This is a genomic window from Mesorhizobium sp. B2-3-6 (assembly GCF_006442305.1).
In the GTDB taxonomy this organism is placed as follows: Bacteria; Pseudomonadota; Alphaproteobacteria; order Rhizobiales; family Rhizobiaceae; genus Mesorhizobium.
Genome location: NZ_VFVW01000010.1, coordinates 176,928 through 193,794 on the forward strand (window position 1 = coordinate 176,928; position 16,867 = coordinate 193,794).

At 63.8% G+C, this 16,867-nt stretch carries 15 protein-coding genes; 7 read left to right on the top strand and 8 right to left on the bottom strand.

The window, feature by feature from the left end; genetic code table 11:
• Window positions 1-8: 8 nt before the first annotated feature.
• From FJ953_RS26455 to FJ953_RS26475, 5 genes are all read right to left on the bottom strand, one after another.
• On the bottom strand, window positions 9-2,081 hold the full coding sequence (locus tag FJ953_RS26455; protein WP_140625397.1) for a 3-hydroxyacyl-CoA dehydrogenase NAD-binding domain-containing protein: 2,073 nt from the start codon (window positions 2,079-2,081) through the stop codon (window positions 9-11).
• Between the two features lie 144 nt (window positions 2,082-2,225).
• A complete protein-coding gene (locus tag FJ953_RS26460; RefSeq protein WP_140625398.1) occupies window positions 2,226-3,173 on the bottom strand; it encodes an ABC transporter permease in 948 nt (315 codons plus the stop codon).
• A gap of 3 nt (window positions 3,174-3,176) precedes the next feature.
• A complete protein-coding gene (locus FJ953_RS26465; protein ID WP_140625399.1) occupies window positions 3,177-4,151 on the bottom strand; it encodes an ABC transporter permease in 975 nt (324 codons plus the stop codon).
• A 1-nt stretch (window position 4,152) separates the two neighbouring features.
• A complete protein-coding gene (locus tag FJ953_RS26470) occupies window positions 4,153-5,616 on the bottom strand; it encodes a sugar ABC transporter ATP-binding protein (RefSeq protein WP_140559251.1) in 1,464 nt (487 codons plus the stop codon).
• 49 nt (window positions 5,617-5,665) lie between these two features.
• Window positions 5,666-6,679, bottom strand: coding sequence for an ABC transporter substrate-binding protein (locus tag FJ953_RS26475; protein ID WP_140492600.1), 1,014 nt, complete (start codon window positions 6,677-6,679; stop codon window positions 5,666-5,668).
• A 208-nt stretch (window positions 6,680-6,887) separates the two neighbouring features.
• Here FJ953_RS26475 and FJ953_RS26480 point away from each other — a divergent pair, with 208 nt between their 5' ends.
• From FJ953_RS26480 to FJ953_RS26505, 6 genes are all read left to right on the top strand, one after another.
• The gene (locus FJ953_RS26480) at window positions 6,888-9,305 is read left to right on the top strand and encodes a glucan 1,4-alpha-glucosidase (RefSeq protein WP_140625400.1); all 2,418 of its coding nucleotides are present in this window, start codon (window positions 6,888-6,890) and stop codon (window positions 9,303-9,305) included.
• A 42-nt stretch (window positions 9,306-9,347) separates the two neighbouring features.
• A complete protein-coding gene (gnd, locus tag FJ953_RS26485; protein ID WP_140625401.1) occupies window positions 9,348-10,364 on the top strand; it encodes a phosphogluconate dehydrogenase (NAD(+)-dependent, decarboxylating) in 1,017 nt (338 codons plus the stop codon).
• Between the two features lie 22 nt (window positions 10,365-10,386).
• Window positions 10,387-11,763 carry a glucose-6-phosphate dehydrogenase gene (gene zwf, locus FJ953_RS26490; RefSeq protein WP_140492609.1) on the top strand — a complete coding sequence of 459 codons (1,377 nt, stop codon included), beginning with the start codon at window positions 10,387-10,389 and terminating at the stop codon, window positions 11,761-11,763.
• Between the two features lie 16 nt (window positions 11,764-11,779).
• On the top strand, window positions 11,780-12,484 hold the full coding sequence (locus FJ953_RS26495) for an ROK family protein (protein WP_140625402.1): 705 nt from the start codon (window positions 11,780-11,782) through the stop codon (window positions 12,482-12,484).
• Window positions 12,485-12,700: 216 nt separating this feature from the next.
• Window positions 12,701-13,162: a MucR family transcriptional regulator gene (locus FJ953_RS26500; RefSeq protein ID WP_140492615.1), complete on the top strand. Its 462-nt coding sequence runs from the start codon at window positions 12,701-12,703 to the stop codon at window positions 13,160-13,162.
• Between the two features lie 111 nt (window positions 13,163-13,273).
• Entirely contained in the window at window positions 13,274-13,468 is a 195-nt protein-coding gene (locus FJ953_RS26505) for a hypothetical protein (protein ID WP_246674906.1), read from the top strand.
• 40 nt (window positions 13,469-13,508) lie between these two features.
• Here FJ953_RS26505 and FJ953_RS26510 read toward each other — a convergent pair whose 3' ends face one another.
• The 3 genes from FJ953_RS26510 to FJ953_RS26520 are packed head-to-tail and all read right to left on the bottom strand — an operon-like array spanning window position 13,509 to window position 14,747.
• Entirely contained in the window at window positions 13,509-13,916 is a 408-nt protein-coding gene (locus tag FJ953_RS26510) for a lysozyme inhibitor LprI family protein (protein ID WP_140625403.1), read from the bottom strand.
• Window positions 13,917-13,950: 34 nt separating this feature from the next.
• The gene (locus FJ953_RS26515; protein ID WP_140554826.1) at window positions 13,951-14,376 is read right to left on the bottom strand and encodes a hypothetical protein; all 426 of its coding nucleotides are present in this window, start codon (window positions 14,374-14,376) and stop codon (window positions 13,951-13,953) included.
• A 35-nt stretch (window positions 14,377-14,411) separates the two neighbouring features.
• The gene (locus tag FJ953_RS26520; protein WP_140625404.1) at window positions 14,412-14,747 is read right to left on the bottom strand and encodes a hypothetical protein; all 336 of its coding nucleotides are present in this window, start codon (window positions 14,745-14,747) and stop codon (window positions 14,412-14,414) included.
• Window positions 14,748-15,589: 842 nt separating this feature from the next.
• Between FJ953_RS26520 and FJ953_RS26525 the strand changes: the two genes are divergently transcribed.
• Complete coding sequence (locus FJ953_RS26525) at window positions 15,590-16,828, top strand: MFS transporter (RefSeq protein ID WP_140625405.1); 1,239 nt, start codon at window positions 15,590-15,592, stop codon at window positions 16,826-16,828.
• Window positions 16,829-16,867: the final 39 nt, after the last annotated feature.

The following is a 16,867-nucleotide window of genomic DNA, read 5'->3' on the forward strand; positions in this document are numbered from 1 at the left end:
CCTTTCTATCAGGGTCTTGCGCCAGCCTCCCAGGAGCCGGTCTCGGCCATCCGTTTCAGCAGCCGCGCCGGCTTGAAAACATCCTTGCCTGTCCGCTGATGCCAATATTCCAACCGCTCGACGATCCTGGTTGCGCCTTCCAGACCGGCCCAGAACATCGGACCGCCCTTGCCGATGGGAAAGCCATAGCCGTTGACCCAGATGACATCGATGTCGGAGGCGCGGGCGGCTATCTCTTCTTCGAGGATTTTCGCCCCTTCGTTGATCAGTGGATAGTGCGTGCGCTCGATGATTTCTTCCGCGCTGATTTCGCGCGGCGCGATGCCCTTCTCGGCTGCCTTATCGCGGATCAACGTCTCGACCTGCGGGTCCGGGACCGGCATACGTGACCCGTTCTCGTAGAGATAGAACCCACGGCCGGTTTTCTGGCCGAAACGCCCCTGTTCGCACAACATGTCGGCGATCACGGCCGTCTGGCCTCGCGCCTTGCGGTTGCGCCAGCCAATGTCGAGGCCGGCGAGATCGCCCATCTGGAACGGCCCCATCGGCCAGCCGAAATCGGTGAAGGCGTTATCGATCTGGCTGGGCGTCGCGCCTTCCAGCAGCAAGGCTTCCGATTCGGAGCCGCGCGCGGCCAGCATGCGGTTGCCGACGAACCCATGGCAGACGCCGACGACGACGGCCACCTTGCCGATCTTGCGCGCCATGTCGACAACTGTCGCCAGCGCGTCCGGCGCGGTCTTGTCGGCCCGCACGATTTCCAGCAGCTTCATGACATTGGCCGGCGAGAAGAAGTGCAGGCCGAGCACGTCCTGCGGGCGCGAGATCGAGGCGGCGATTTCGTCGATATCGAGATAAGAGGTGTTGGTGGCAAGGATGGCGCCCGGCTTGGCCGCGGCGTCGAGCTTGCCGAACACCTCCTTCTTGACCGCCATGTCCTCGAACACCGCCTCGATGATCAGGTCACAATCGGCGAGGTCGGAATAGTCGGTAGAGCCCTTGAATTGAGCGAGGCGTTGGCGCCTGGCATCTTCGGTCAAGGAGCCGCGCGAAACGGAGACGGCATAATTCTTGTCGATCATGCCGAGCCCGCGCTGCAAGGCTTCCTCGCTGGTCTCCAATAAGGTGACTGGAAAACCGCCATTGGCGAAGGCCATGGCGATGCCGCCGCCCATCGTGCCGGCGCCGATGACGCCGACGCGGGCGATCCTGCACCGGACAAGGTCCTTGCCCGGGATCTTTGCGGCTTCACGCTCGGCGAAGAACAGATGCCGCTGCGCCCGCGACTGATCGCCGGCAACCAGCTTCATGAACAGCGCGCGTTCGGCAGCCAGAGCTTCCTCGAACGACATCGTGACGGTGTTGCGCACCGCTTGCGCGCAAGCGATCGGTGCGTCGAGGCCGCGCGCCTTCCTGGCGAGATCCGCCGCCTCGGCATCGAAAGCGGCCAGCTCGGTTTTCTTGATCTCGTCATCGCGATCGCGCACCGGCGTGAACGGCCCGCCCTTGCGAGCGATCTCCCTGGCGAAGTTCACGGCATGCGTGATCACGTTACTCTCGAACACAGCATCGACCAGTCCGGCTTCATGCGCCTCATCAGCACCGACCAGCGCACCGGAAACGATCATCCTGAGCGCTTTGATCGCGCCGACGAGGCGCGGCAGCCGCACCGTGCCGCCGCCGCCCGGCAGCAGTCCAAGCTTCACCTCGGGCAGGCCGAGCCTGGCGTCGGCATCGGCAACGCGGAAGTGACAGCCGAGCGCCAGCTCCAGCCCGCCGCCCAGCGCGGTGCCGTGGATGGCGGCGACCGTAGGTTTGGCGATGGTTTCCAGCGTCCCAATGATGGCACGCAGCTCGGGCTGCTGCACGGGCTTGCCGAATTCGGTGATGTCGGCGCCGGCGACGAAGGTCCGGCCCGCGCATGCGACGACGATGGCTCCGACCGATGCGTCGTCACGCAAGGCAGCCAGCGCGTGCATCAGTGGTTCGCGGACATGAAAGCTCAGCGCGTTGACCGGCGGGTTGTCGATGGTGACGATGGCGACGTCGCTGTCCCTGGCGACGCTGACAAAATTGGACAAGTTGACCCTCCCGACACCGGCTGCGATCCGGAGGTTTACTAGGCTGCGCCGCGAATGGGAACCGCGTGTCGCACTGGCACAAGACTTGTCAGGACAGGCTGTAGGGCGGCACGCTGGCGAGTTGCGGTTGAAGTGAGGCGAATATCACCGCACCGCCTTCTCCCCGCCGGCCGCCGTGATGACGCCGACGATGATCAGCCCGGTCAAGAGCAGGCGCACGCCGGCGCTGACGCCGAATGTGTTGAGCATGGTCAAAAGCAGCACCAGGAACAGTGCTGCGCCCCAGACGCCGGGGACATTGGCCTTGCCGCCGGCCACCGAGGTGCCGCCGATGACCACCACGGCGATCGAAGCCAGCAAATACTCGTTGCCGATATCGACATTGGCGCCGCGGAAATAACCGGCGAGCAGCGCGCCGTCGATGCCGCCGAGCGCGCCCGACAGCGTGTAGGTGAGGAAACGGACGCGGCCGACATTGACGCCGGCGAGCCAGGCGGCGCGGATGTTCTGGCCTATCGCCAGCACCGAGCGGCCATAGATCATGCGCTGCAAGGCGATGGCCGCACCGATGGTAAACAGCACGGTGAGAACCGCCAGCACCGGAATGCCGAGAACCTGCCGGTTGGCGAAATCGGCAAAGCCCGGCGGCGGCTTGATCTGCAATCCGCGCCCATAGCTGATGTCGACCGACTGGATGATGAAGCTCGCCGACAAAGTGGCGATGATCGGCGGTATTCGCAGCGCCCAGATCAGCAGATAGTTGACGGCACCGATCGCGGCACCACAGGCAAGCGCGGCCAGCAGCCCGACCACGATCATGGCATCGCTGCCGCCCATCACCTTCATGGCCACCGCGCTGGCGAGCCCGATATTGGCCGGCAGCGACAGGTCGACATTGCCCGGCCCAAGCGTGATGACGAACATCTGGCCGACGCCGACGATGACGGTGAACACGGCCAGCGACAGCGCGGCGGTGACCATGCCGCCGGCGCCATAGCCGCCGGTGAAAGCGATGGTCGCCAGCCACACCACAAGCGCGCCGACGAACGACCAGATCCAGGGTTTGACAACCAGCGATCTAACCAGCGCCATCGCTTACCTCTCCTTACGGCTGATCAGCACCCGCGCCGCCAGCACGATGATCAGGATGGCGCCGTTGGCCGCCACCTGCCAGTCGGGCGGGATGTGCATGAAGGTAAGCAGCGGCGATGCCGCCAGCGCCAGCGTCAGCGCGCCGATTACCGCGCCGATCGGCGACACGCGGCCGCCGACGAATTCGCCGCCGCCGAGGATGACGCCGGCGATCGAAAGCAGCGTGTAGCCATTGCCGATATTGGCATCGGCCGAAGTGGTGATGCCGATCAGCGCCATGCCGGACAGCACGCCGAACAGACCCGTCAGCGCGAACAACACGACCTTGGTCTTGAGCAGCGACCAGCCGGCACGTTTGAGCGCAGCCGGGTTGCCGCCCGAGCCGCGCAGGATCACGCCATAGGAGGTGCGCATCAGGCCGAAATGGACGATGAGGCCAATCAGCAGCGCCGCGATGATGGGGAAGGGCACAAAGGGCGGCTTGAACGCCATGATCGCCAGCAGCCAGTCCGGCGCCTTGCCGCCCGGCTTGGGCAGCACCAGGATGGCCAGCCCCTGCCAGACGAAACTCATGCCCAGCGTCACCACGATCGATGGCAAATTGCGCAGGTGGATCAGCGCGCCGAGCAGCGCATAGACGCCGATCGATCCGAGCAGGATGAGGACGCCGATGAGCGGTGCGTCCTTCAACCACGTCGCGGTGACGCAACCGACGAAACCGACAAAGGTGCCGATCGACAGGTCGAGCTCGTTGCCCGATATGACGAACATCTGCGCGATCGTCGCCAGCGCGATCGGGATCGCCAGGTTGAGCATCAGGCCGAAGCCGAAATAGCTGATGGCGCGCGGATTGAGCCAGGCGATGGCGAGCAGCACCAGCACCAGCGACAGCGCCGGCAGCAGCCCACGCAGTAGGCGGGCGCGTGCCGCCCCGCTCCCAAAGGTCTTCGAACCGTTTTGAACAGAGACGGCCGTCATCTCAGGCCGCGTCGCCGAAGGAGGACTGGATGATCTTTTCTTCCGTCAGCTCGTCGCGCGTCAGATTGGCGACGATGCGGCCGTTCTTGAAGACATAGACATGGTCGCAATTGTCGAGTTCTTCCGTTTCTGTGGTGTACCAGAGGAAGGTGCGGCCCTTGCCGGCCTCCTCGCGCACGAGATCGTAAACCTCGAGCTTGGTGCCGATGTCGACGCCGCGCATCGGGTCGTCCATCAGCACGATCCCGGCGTCGGAGCCGAGAGCCCGGGCGAACAAAGCCTTCTGCTGGTTGCCGCCCGACAGCGAAAAGATGTTGTTGTTCATATCCGGCGTGCGGATGCCGATCTTCTTTTGCCAGAACCCGGCCAGTTCGGCCTCTCGCCGCGGCGAGATCAGCAGCCCGTTGCGCAGCCGAGCCAGCGAGCGGATGCCGATATTTTCAGCGATCGACCACTGCGGAAAGATGCCGTCCGCCTGGCGGTCGCCGGCCACAAGCGCCACCGGTGCGGTGACCTCGACGCCGGCCTTGGCGCGCGATGCCGCGGCGAAGATCGCCAGCAGCAGGTCGGTCTGGCCATGGCCGGCCAGGCCGGCAAGTCCGATGATCTCGCCGGCGCGGGCCACCAGCTCCTTGCCGTCCTGCTGCCGCGCCGGCCGGGCGCGCACGCGCAACGGGCCGGCCTCGGCTTTCCGGATTTCGGTGGCGGTCCTCCGATGTCCTTCGGCGCCGCCCATGGTGGCGACCAGCCTATCGCGGTCGAAAGCGTTCGCCGCGTCGGCGCCGACAACCTTGCCGTCGCGCATCACGACGATGCGATCGGCGTTCTGCAGCACTTCGCCCAGCACGTGGGAGATGAGAATGCAGCTCCCACCCGACGCGACGAAGCGGCGCACGAAGGCAAGCAACTGCCCCGCCGTGTGCGCGTCGAGCGAGGACGTCGGCTCGTCGAGGATGACCAGGTGGAGCGGCTCGCGGGTCAGCGTGAACGCGCGCGCCACCTCCACCATCTGTCGCCGTCCGATTGAAAGGTCACCGGCGATGTCGGCCGCCGAAATGCCATGGTCGGGAAAGATTTCGTCCAGCTTGGCCGTGATCAGCTCGGCCGCCTTGCGCCGCCAGCCGAAGCCGGTGAGCGAGGCGTGGTTGATGCGCGTGTTCTCGGCGACGCTGAGATTGGGGCACAGCGACAATTCCTGGAACACGCAGCGTATGCCGAGCTGCTGTGCCCGCGACACCGAGTAGTTCTCCTCGGCCTCACCATGCACGCCGATCGTTCCGCTGTCGGGTGTCAGCGTGCCCGCCACCATGTGCATGAGCGTCGATTTGCCGGCGCCGTTGTGGCCGACGAGGCCGACGCACTCGCCGGGCCCGACAGTGAAGTCGACGCCGCCAAGCGCGCGAACGGCGCCGAAGTGTTTTTCGGCGCCGCTCAGTCTGATGATGTCCGCGTTCCCTTCAGGCATGCTCAACGATATCCGGTCGGCGATGTGCACGGCAACGCGTGTGCGACATTCACTTGATATTGGCTTTGATGGCCGCGATGGCATCTTCCTGTGTGTATTCGTGCGTGGCGACACCGCCCTCCTTGATCTTCGGCAGAGCGGCCTCGAAATCGTCCTGAGTGAAGGCGAGATACGGCACCAGCAGGTCGTGCGGAATGTCCTTGCGGCCATCGAGCACTTGCTGCGCCACCCAGAAGGCGAGCGTCGAGACACCGGGCGCGATCGAGGCCGACCAGGTCTGGTAGCCGTCCTTTTCCTTCTGTTCCTTCCACCATTTCAGCTCGTCCTGGCGGTTGCCCATGATGATGGTCGGGCGCGGCTTGCCGGCGGCGGCGAAGGCTTGCGCGGCGCCATAGCCGTCACCGCCCTGGTCGACGATGCCGACGATTTCGGGCAGCGAGGGCAGGATGGTCGCCACCGCCTTCTGCGCCGTCGTCTGGTCCCAGTCGCCGGTCACCGAGCCGACGATCTTGAACTCGGGATGGGCGGCCACGCCTTCGAGGATGCCGGCATGGATGGCGTCGTCGATCGAGGTGCCGGCGAGGCCACGGATCTCGAGCAGGTTGCCGCCCTTGGGCTGGAACTTGGCCATATGCTCGACTTCCTGCTTGCCCATGTCCTTATAGTCGACGACGACGCGGTAGGCGCAGGGTTCGGTGACGATGCCGTCGAAGGAAACGACCACGATGCCGGCGTCGCAGGCCTGCTTGATGGCACCGTTCAGCGCGTCGGGCGAGGCGGCGTTGATGACGATGGCGTCATAGCCCTGTAGAATCAGGTTTTGCACCTGGGCTGCCTGGGTCGGCACTTCCTTGTCGGCCGTCGTGAAGACATCGGCGGCCCCGACCACCTTGTCGGCCACCGCCTTCTTGGTGACGGCGTTGTAGCTGTCGAGCATCGCCTGCCGCCACGAATTGCCGGCGTAATTATTGGAGAAAGCGATCTTCTTGCCGCTGGTGTCGGCAAACGCCGTACCGGCTGCGAGCACCGCTGCAAGGGTGCCCAGGACGAACAGTTTCTTCATGTCATACTCCTCCCGAGTTGCTGGTCTTGATGGCTGCTGGTGACTATCGCGCTTGCGTACCTGTTTTTTATCTATTGTCAGACAAAAGTGCAGAAGGCCGGCGAGCTGTCAACTGCAATCCATAAGATGCCGCTGATCACATTGCGGTGCGACGATTGAAAAGGCTTCGGTGGATGGGCTAGGCATGCGGGCAGGAGGCCGCAGACGTATGGCAGTGACGCCGATCGTTCCCCCGGGGGCTCCGGGAATTCCGGCGCGCTGGACGTCAAGCGCCAAAAGCGGCGTCGGCGCGGCGCTTTCGCCGTCGAGCCGCGTCTGGTTCACGCTCAGCCATGGCATCCTGAACGAGATCTACTATCCCGGTGTCGACAGTGCCTGCACCCGCGACCTCGGCCTGATTGTCACCGGCCCGAACGGATATTTCTCGGAAGAAAAACGTGATGCCTCGCATGGCATCGAACCGTTCGAAGAAGGCGTGCCAGCCTACAGGCTGGTCAACACCGCTGATGACGGCGCCTACCGGATCGAGAAGCGTATCCTGGCCGACCCTGCACGACCCACCTTGCTGCAGGAGATCACCTTCACGCCGCTCAAGGGCGCGCCGGGCGACTACCGCGTCCACGCCTTGCTGGCGCCGCATCTGGTCAATGCCGGCATGGGCAACACCGCCTGGGTCGGCGACCATGAGGGAGAGCCTGTGCTGTTCGCCTCGGGCCGCGGCACTTGCCTTGCGCTGGCCTCATCGCTGCCCTGGCGGAACGGCTCGGCCGGCTATGTCGGCGTCTCCGACGGCTGGCAGCAACTGCGCAACACCGGTCGGCTCGATCCAGCCTTTCAGCAAGCCGAGGACGGCAATGTAGCGCTGACCGGCGAAATCGGGTTTTCCGCCAACAGCACCAAAACGGTACTGGCGCTGGGCTTCGGGGCGACGTCCGAAGAGGCCGCTCGAAATGCCTTCGCCAGCCTCAGGCAGGGTTTCGCGGCGGCGGCGACGTCCTACGCCGAACAATGGCGCGAATGGCAGGCTGGCCTGCTGCGGCTGGACCGCCGTGGCGCGTCCGGAGTGAACAGCTACAGGATCTCCACCGCCGTCCTGGCGACGCACCGGTCATCGCTCATGCCGGGCGCGGCGGTCGCCAGCCTGTCTATCCCATGGGGCTTCGACAAGGGCGACGACGATCTCGGCGGTTACCATCTGGTCTGGCCGCGCGATCTGGTCGAGACGGCGGGCGGCTTTCTCGCCGCCGGCGATGCCGCTTCGGCCCTGCAAACCCTCGACTATCTCTGCTCCATCCAGCAGCCGGATGGCCACTGGCCGCAGAACGCCTGGCTCGATGGGACAGCTTATTGGCCGGGCATCCAGATGGACGAATGCGCCTTTCCTCTGCTGCTGGTGGATGCGCTGCGGCGCCAGGGCCATTTGCCGCGCGCCAGGCTTTTGGCCTTCCTGCCAATGATCGAGCGCGCCGCAGCCTATGTCGTGCGCAATGGACCCGTCACCGGCGAGGACCGTTGGGAGGAGGATTCCGGTTACAGCCCGTTCACGCTCGCCGTTGAGATCGCGGCGCTGCTTGCCGCCGCGGATATGCTGGAGGCCTGCGGCAAGCAGGACGCAGCAAGCTATCTGCGCGAGACCGCCGACGGCTGGAACGACCAGGTCGAGCGCTGGACCTATGTCACCGGCACGGCAGGCTGCGAGGCGACCGGCGTCGCGGGTTACTATGTCCGCATCGCACCGCCCGACAGCGCCGAGGCCGGTTCGCCGAAGGACGGCTATGTGCCGATCAAAAACCGCCCGCCTGGCGATGCCGACCGGCCGGCGCAGGAAATCGTCAGCCCGGACGCATTTGCCCTGGTGCGCTTTGGCCTCAGGGCAGCCGACGATCCGCGCATCGTCGACACGGTCAAGGTCATCGACGCGCAGCTGCGCCGGCAACTGCCGCAGGGGCCGCTCTGGTATCGCTACACCGGCGACGGCTATGGCGAGCACGAGGACGGCGCGCCATTCGACGGCACCGGCCAGGGCCGCCCCTGGCCGTTGCTCGCCGGCGAACGGGCCCATTACGAGCTGGCGGCCGGACGCAAGGACAAGGCGACCTCGCTGCTGGCGGCGATGGAGGGCTCGTCCGGACCGGGCGGCCTGTTGCCGGAGCAGATCTGGGACGGCGCCGACCTCCCCGAGCGCGAACTGCTGCATGGCAAGCCCTCGGGCAGCGCCATGCCGCTGGTCTGGGCGCATTCCGAACATATCAAGCTGCTGCGCTCGCTGCGCGACGGCGCGGTGTTCGACATGCCGCCGCAAGGCGTCGAACGCTATATCGACAATAGGACCGTCTCGCCGTTCCGGACATGGCGCTTCAACAACAAGATCCGTTCCATGCCGGCCGGCAAGACAATGCGCGTCGAGCTTTTGGCGAAGGCAACCGTTCATTGGAGCGTCGACAATTGGGCGACCGTGCATGACAGCGCGACCAGCGAGAATGCCTTCGGCGTCCATGTTGCTGATCTGCCGGTCGCCGGCCTGCCCGAGGGGAGCACGCTGATCTTCACTTTTTTCTGGCCCGGCAGCGGCGATTGGGAGAATGTCGACTTCTCCGTCATCATTGGTGAACAGGACAGACTGTAGATCCTTCCCGGCAGATCCTCTTCAAGACACAAGGATGAGACCATGCAGATCGGAATGATGGGACTGGGCCGAATGGGCGCCAACATGGTCCGGCGCCTGATGCGTGACGGCCACGAATGCGTCGTCTACGACATCAACCCGGCAAGCGTCGCGGCCCTGGTCGGCGACGGCGCCTCGGGGGCTGCATCGATGGCGGAATTCGTCGGCAAGCTCGCCAAGCCGCGCTGCGTGTGGCTGATGCTGCCTGCGGCCATCACCGGCAAGATCGTCGATCAGGTGGCGGCGCTGATGGAACCCGGCGACATCATCATCGACGGCGGCAATTCCTACTATCACGACGACGTCGACCGGGCCGCCAAGCTCGCCGCCAAGGGCCTCAACTATGTCGATGTCGGCACCAGCGGCGGCGTCTGGGGCCTGGATCGCGGCTACTGCCTGATGATCGGCGGGCCCGATGACGCGGTCCGGCATCTCGATTCGGTCTTCGCCACGCTGGCGCCCGGCGCGGATGCCGGTGCGCCCGCTCCCGACAAGACGGCCGGCACGGCGCCCTTCGGCTATCTGCATTGTGGCCCGAGCGGCGCCGGCCACTTCGTCAAGATGGTCCATAACGGCATCGAGTACGGCGTCATGGCCGCCTATGCCGAAGGCATGAATATTCTCAAGGCCGGCAATGCCGGCAAGGTCAAGCGCGAGGCCGATGCCGAGACCAGCCCGTTGCAGAACCCCGAATACTACCAGTTTGACATCGACCTTGCCGAAGTGGCCGAGGTCTGGCGGCATGGCAGCGTCATCGGCTCGTGGCTGCTTGATCTCACCGCCGGCGCGTTGAAGAGCGATCCCGGCCTGACCCAGTTTGGCGGCCGGGTGTCCGATTCCGGCGAAGGCCGCTGGACCCTGAAAGCGGCCATCGACACCGGCGTGCCGGCGCCGGTGCTGTCCTCGGCCCTCTTCGACCGCTTCTCCTCGCAAAGCGAATCCGAATTCGCCGACAAGCTCTTGTCGGCCATGCGCTATGCATTCGGCGGCCATGTCGAAAAACCGAAGGCCGGCAAGTGACGGCGGCAGGGGAGACGCGCTCATGAGCCCGGAACGGTCCGATACGCTGGTGCTCTTCGGGGCGACCGGCGACCTCGCCCACAAGAAGATATTTCCTTCCCTCTATGCCATGGTCGCCAAGGGAACGCTTACCGAACCGGTGATCGGCGTCGCCTTCGACGCCTGGGATTTGAGGAAATTGCAGGACCGCGCGCGCGACGGCATCGTCAATACGCTCGGCAAGATCGACGAGAAGGTGTTCGCCAAGCTCGCTTCGCTGCTGCGCTATGTCAGCGGCGACTATCGCGACCCGGCCACGTTCGAGAAACTGAAGAGCGCGCTGGGCACCGCCCAGCGGCCGCTGCACTACATGGCGGTGCCGCCGACCATGTTCGAGACGGTGGTCCAGGGCCTGGAGCAATCGGGCACGGCGCGCGGCGCGCGGCTGATGGTGGAAAAGCCCTTCGGCCATGACCTGCAATCGGCGCGCTGGCTGAACCGGGTGCTGCATCTGGTGTTCGACGAACAGTCGATCTTCCGTATCGATCACTATCTCGGCAAGGAGGCGATCCAGAACCTGCTCTATTTCCGCTTTGCCAATTCCTTCCTGGAACCGATCTGGAACCGCAATTTCGTCGAGAGCGTGCAGATCACCATGGCCGAGGATTTCGGCATCGATGGGCGCGGCCGGTTCTATGACGAGGTCGGCTGCGTCAGGGACGTGATCGAGAACCATCTTCTCAACATCCTCCTGCTGCTGGCGATGGAACCGCCGGTCGGCCGTTCCGCCGACGACCTGATCGACGAGAAGGTGCAGGTGCTGCGCGCGATCCGCACCTTGACCAAGGACGATATCGTGCGTGGCCAATTCGACGGCTATCTCGCCGAGCCCGGCGTGGCGCCCAACTCGCCGGTCGAAACCTTCGCGGCGGTGCGCTTCCTCGTCGACACCTGGCGCTGGCGCGACGTGCCGTTCTTCATTCGCGCCGGCAAGAACATGCCGGTGCATGCCACGGAGGTGATCGTGCGGCTGAAGCGGCCGCCGCTCGATGTCTTCGACCCGATCAAGCCGAACGACGCCAACTATGTGCGCTTCCGCATCGACCCGCAGGTGGCGATCTCGATCGGCGCCCAGCGCAAGGCAGCGGGCGACGACATGGTCGGCGAACAGGTCGAACTGACGGCGCTCGACGACAGCAAGGGCGATATGCCGCCCTATGAACGGCTGATCGGCGATGCCATGAACGGCAATGGCCAGCTTTTTACCCGCCAGGACGCCAGCGAACTCGCCTGGCGCATCGTCGGGCCGGTGCTCGGCGACACCACGCCGCCACATCTTTATGAACCGAAGACCTGGGGGCCGGCAGCCGCAATGAACGGCTTCGGGCCGCCGAACGGCTGGATCAATCCATCGAAATAGGCTGGGAGAGGGCAGCATGGCCAGGGCGGCAAGGCCGAAAGCGGCGAGCGGCGATCCGATCGTGCTGTCGATCGACATCGGCGGCTCGCACGTCAAGATACTCACCAGCTCAGGCGGTGCTGAGCGCCGCGCCGATTCCGGGCCGGATCTGATGCCCCAGCAGATGATCGATGCCGTGACGGCGCTGGCCGACGGGCTGTCCTACGACGTCGTCTCGATGGGCTATCCCGGCCCGGTGCATCACAACAGGCCCTTGCTCGATCCCGCCAATCTCGGCAAGGGCTGGGCCGGCTTCGACTTCGCCGCGCAGTTCGGCAAGCCGGTCAAGGTGGTCAACGACGCGCTGATGCAGGCCATCGGCAGCTATGAAGGCGGCCGCATGCTGTTCCTGGGGCTGGGAACCGGCCTGGGTGCGGCGATGATCGTCGACAACGTCGCCCAACCGATGGAACTCGCCCATCTTCCCTACAAGAAGGGCAAGAGCTTCGAGGACTATGTCGGTGAGCGCGGCCTGGTAAAACGCGGCAAGAAGAAGTGGCGCAAATCCGTCTTCGACGTCGTCGACCGGCTGCGCGCCGCCATGCAGCCCGATTATGTCGTCATCGGCGGCGGCAATGTCGACAAGCTCGACGATTTGCCCGCCGACAGCAGGCGCGGCGACAACACACGCGCCTTCGAAGGCGGATTTCGTCTGTGGCGAGACAAGGCCCTGATCGTCTGATAATATTACAGTTCAGTATAGTTATTCAAAATAATGTGTGACGCGGGGCCAAGTCGTTGCATTGCGCAGATTTGCCGACTAGGAATTCCGGCGCACTACATCGCGACGAACCGCGAGGGACGTGCAAAGACGCCGCCGCACTTTAACTTTGCGCATCATCCCATCCGAAACTGTGCCGATTTCGGGCCCCATACGCCATAGACGGAGGAAAATAGATTGACCGACGACAGCAACGACGCTCGCAAGGATATCGACCTTCTCGAGCTGACCGCCCATATCGTGTCGGCTTACGTCGAGAAGAACCGCCTGCCCGCCTCCGGCCTGGCCGACCTCATCGCCAGCGTCAGCGCTTCGATCAGCGGGCTCGGCCAGCCGGCCGTACCCGTGGCGGCGCCGCTCGTGCCGGCGGTCAATCCCAAGAAGTCGGTGACGCCGGATTTCATCATCTGCCTGGAGGATGGCAAGAAGTTCAAATCGCTGAAGCGTCATCTGGGCGTGCATTTCGGCCTGACGCCGGACGCCTACCGCGCCAAATGGGGCTTGCCGTCGGACTATCCGATGGTCGCTCCCAATTACGCGGCCTCGCGTTCGGAACTGGCGAAGTCGATCGGTCTCGGCCGCAAGGCCGTCGCCCCGAAAGCGCCGGCCAGGGGCAGGAAAGCCAAGGTCTCGGCCTGAGCGCGCATTCCGGCGCTGAGCCAATGGTTTGATTGAGGCCTGCCGGCGGTCCGTCTTGGCAGGCTTCATGCTTTTGTGGCTTGGATGTGCCAGACAGGCCTTGGGGAAGCCATGAACTACACCAGGCTGGTGATCGAGAAAGAGGCGCCGGAGGAATACGGCTACGACCGCATCCGTTACAATCTCTCCGAAATTCGATCGCCGACCAGAAGCTATTCGACCTCGGCCTGTCGCTGCCCGATCTTGCGCTCTTCCACGGCGAGCGCGCAATTGCAGGGGGGCTCGACGCCATCTCCGCCGCGCTGAGGAATGACTTTCCACCCCGCCTGCAGGCAGGCAGGAAAGCTCAGTTCGCTGCCGGAACGGAACAGCTCAGATCGCCTTCCTTGCAGTTCAGGTAACCGTCGAAATCCTTGACCCGGGATTGCGTCAGGCCATCCATGCACATCGAGAGGAGCATGGGGACCACGCTGCCTCGGGCCGCTCCCGCGGTCTGGAAATTGCACTCGGCGTCGCGGAACTTGATCCAATCCTGCTGCGCTTGGACAAGAAGCTTCTTGGTATCCGCGTCGTCCTTCAGGCGGGTTTCGATCTGCTTGTAAAGTTCGTTGAGCTTCTTGTCGGATTTCCTGAACGAAGCATCGGCGCACTGGTTCATGGTGGCCTGATCCTTGGCGTCGGCGCACTTGTCCTTGGCAAAAGCGAAAGCCGGCACGGCCAGAACCACGGCGGTGGTCAGAATTGCGGTTTTCATCGGTTCTCGTCCTCTTTGCAGGTGAGCGGCATCGTCATTCCGTAACGGTTTCGGCGAAGCACCTGGCCAGCTTTTCCGGTGCTCCAAGCTTCTTCGCCCAGGATACCAGTCCAGGCTTTTCCGATGGATCGGCATAGCCGCCCCATACGTCACGAAACTGCTTCTTTCCGTCGACGGTCTGGAAGAACATCACGCCGTCATCGCTCACAGGCGTGGAGACATACGCGGCGCTCCAGTTGCCGCTTTCCAAGATGGTGATGAACTTGGCGCGGGCGGGCTTGAACTTATTGTCCATCGCCGAGGCGACGAGCGGTGCATATTCCTGTTTGCGCGCCTTCGTCACTTCGACCTTGACGCCGTCGCAGGCATCGTTCGCGAAAGCAGATGTCGGTATCAACCCCGCCAGCCCGATCATGACGATTTTGGCGTGCCGTCGAACCAAGTCGCCGAATTCAGACATAGGTGGTTTTCCTCTTCCTTTGCGGAGTGTGGCTGTCAGTCGGAATCGTCGTCACCCGATGAATTGTCATCGTCAGGCGCATCGACCTGGCAGCCAATGCCATTGCATCCCTGATAGTTGCCCTGCGTATCGAAGTTTGGATTGCCTTGCCTGTCGTATTGCGGCCTGTCGTCGATGCTTTGATCCCCATCGCCAGGGTCATCGACTTTGCATCCGATCCCATGGCAGCCAATGTATCTGCCTCGCGTATCGAAATTGGGATTGCCTTGCTTGTCGTATTGCGGCCTGGTGTCGATTGTCTGATCGTCGGTGGTGCAGCCGGCGACCGCCAGTAAAACACTGGCGATGACCGAATAGACTATATGTTTCACGGTTTATTCTTCTCGCTCCCCGGCGGCAGCGATTCATCCGTCGATCGGGGGACGATCCGAAGAGGACAAAAGCTTCGCGGATCACGAAACGCCCGGGCTGTGGTCCAGGCATTCGACGACTTTGCTGCCGGCTGTCGCAATTCCTCAAGTCGAGGGGAACGCTCCCAGCGGGAGCCGCCTTGGCGAATGTCCATTTCCCTCTCCATGCCTAGCGCCCATCCGCCCAAGCATGCCAACGATCCGCCGGCGCGGTTGATGTATCCATAGGTTGTAGCCGATGTCGCCGGCTAGCAAGGGAAAATTGCCAGATGAGTCCTGTTTTGAGAATGCTTAACAACCCAGTAAGCACCCTGCATGATTTAGCAAGTACTTAAATACAATTGATAGAAAGGCTCCAGCAAAAAGATTGCTGTGTTACGCCTACGCTTTTCGACTATTCCAGCATAAAAATGGTCTATTATTTCAATTCACAAGGGACGACGATATATAAGGGTGAAGTTACGCTCGACATTATCGCCAGAACCCCAATGTATTGGTAGGTTTCGGCCAGGCCAGTGGGCAGGCCAAAAGAATGCTGCTCACGGATCGGCTTTCAAGGTTATCGCGTGCACGATGGGGGAGACATGCGGTCTTCGAGACACCCGATAGGCTTTCCTGTCCCGCCGGGTCTTGGCGGGTGAGTTTCGTGTGCGTTCGATGGAACACGTCAGAAAATCCTTGATCCAGAACCTGTTTTTTGCGCGCGTCATACGTCGAACTGGGCTAAAGGGTTCCCCGGCCGGACCAGCGTCCATCGTGGAAGTGCCCCGCCGGCCTCCATCCTTCTAACGGGGCCTCGTTCCATGACCGCCGAACAGATATCACCGGACCAGCGCTATGCCGCGTTCCGCCATCGCTCCTTCCTGAGCTATTGGGCGGCGCGCTTCCTCACCACATTCGCCACCATGATCGTTTCCGTCGCGGTCGGCTGGCAGATGTACGACCTGACCCGTGACCCGCTCGATCTCGGTCTTGTCGGCATCGTCCAGTTCCTGCCTTCGCTACTCCTGGTGCTGGTCACCGGGGTCGTTGCCGACCGTTTCGGCCGCCGGCTGATCATGGCGCTGGCGGTGCTACTCGAGGCGATCTGCGCGCTCGCGCTGCTCATCCTGACCCTGCGCGGCATCAGTGGCCCGCTGCCAATCTTCATCGTGCTCGCCATGTTCGGCATCGCCCGCGCCTTCTTCGGACCGGCCTCGTCGTCGCTGTTCGCCAATCTGGTGCCGCCCCGGGATTTCGCCAACGCCATTGCCTGGAACTCGTCGGCCTGGCAGACGGCGACCATCGTCGGGCCGGTCGCCGGCGGCCTTCTCTACGGCGTATCGGCCGAGGTGGCCTATGGCACGGCCACGGCGCTGATGCTCGTCGCCGGGCTGCTGATCTTCACCATACCGAGGCCGGCACAGCGCAGCGAGACCGACAAGCCGACCATGCAGACCCTGTTCGCCGGCTTCGGTTACATCTGGGGCGAGAAGATCGTGCTTGGCGCCATCTCGCTCGATCTCTTCGCCGTGCTCCTGTCCGGCGCCTCGGCGCTGCTGCCGATCTATGCCCGCGACATATTGCAACTCGGTCCCTGGGGACTTGGTTTGCTGCGCTCGGCGCCAGGGGTGGGTGCCATCTGTGTCGCCATCTGGCTCGCTGGTCATCCTATCCGCAACCACGCGGGCCTGATCATGCTCGGCTTCGTGGCCGCGTTCGGCGCCTTTACGGTGCTGTTCGGCCTGTCGACCATCGCCTGGCTGTCGATCCTGGCATTGGCCTTCCTCGGCGCCACCGACATGTTCAGCGTCTACATCAGGGAAACCTTGATCCAGCTCTGGACCCCCGATCATGTCCGCGGCCGCGTCAACGCCGTCAATCAGGTCTTCGTCGGCGCCTCCAACGAGCTCGGCGAATTCCGCGCCGGCACCATGGCGGCGCTGATCGGCACGGTGCCGGCCGTCGTCATCGGCGGCGTCGGCGCCATCGCCGTTGCCGGCCTGTGGGCCTACCTGTTCCCGGCGCTCCGAAGGGTGCGGCACCTCAATGGACGAAACTGACGGGGCATCGAATTCAGGTCCACCGGTATCGGCGGGCTG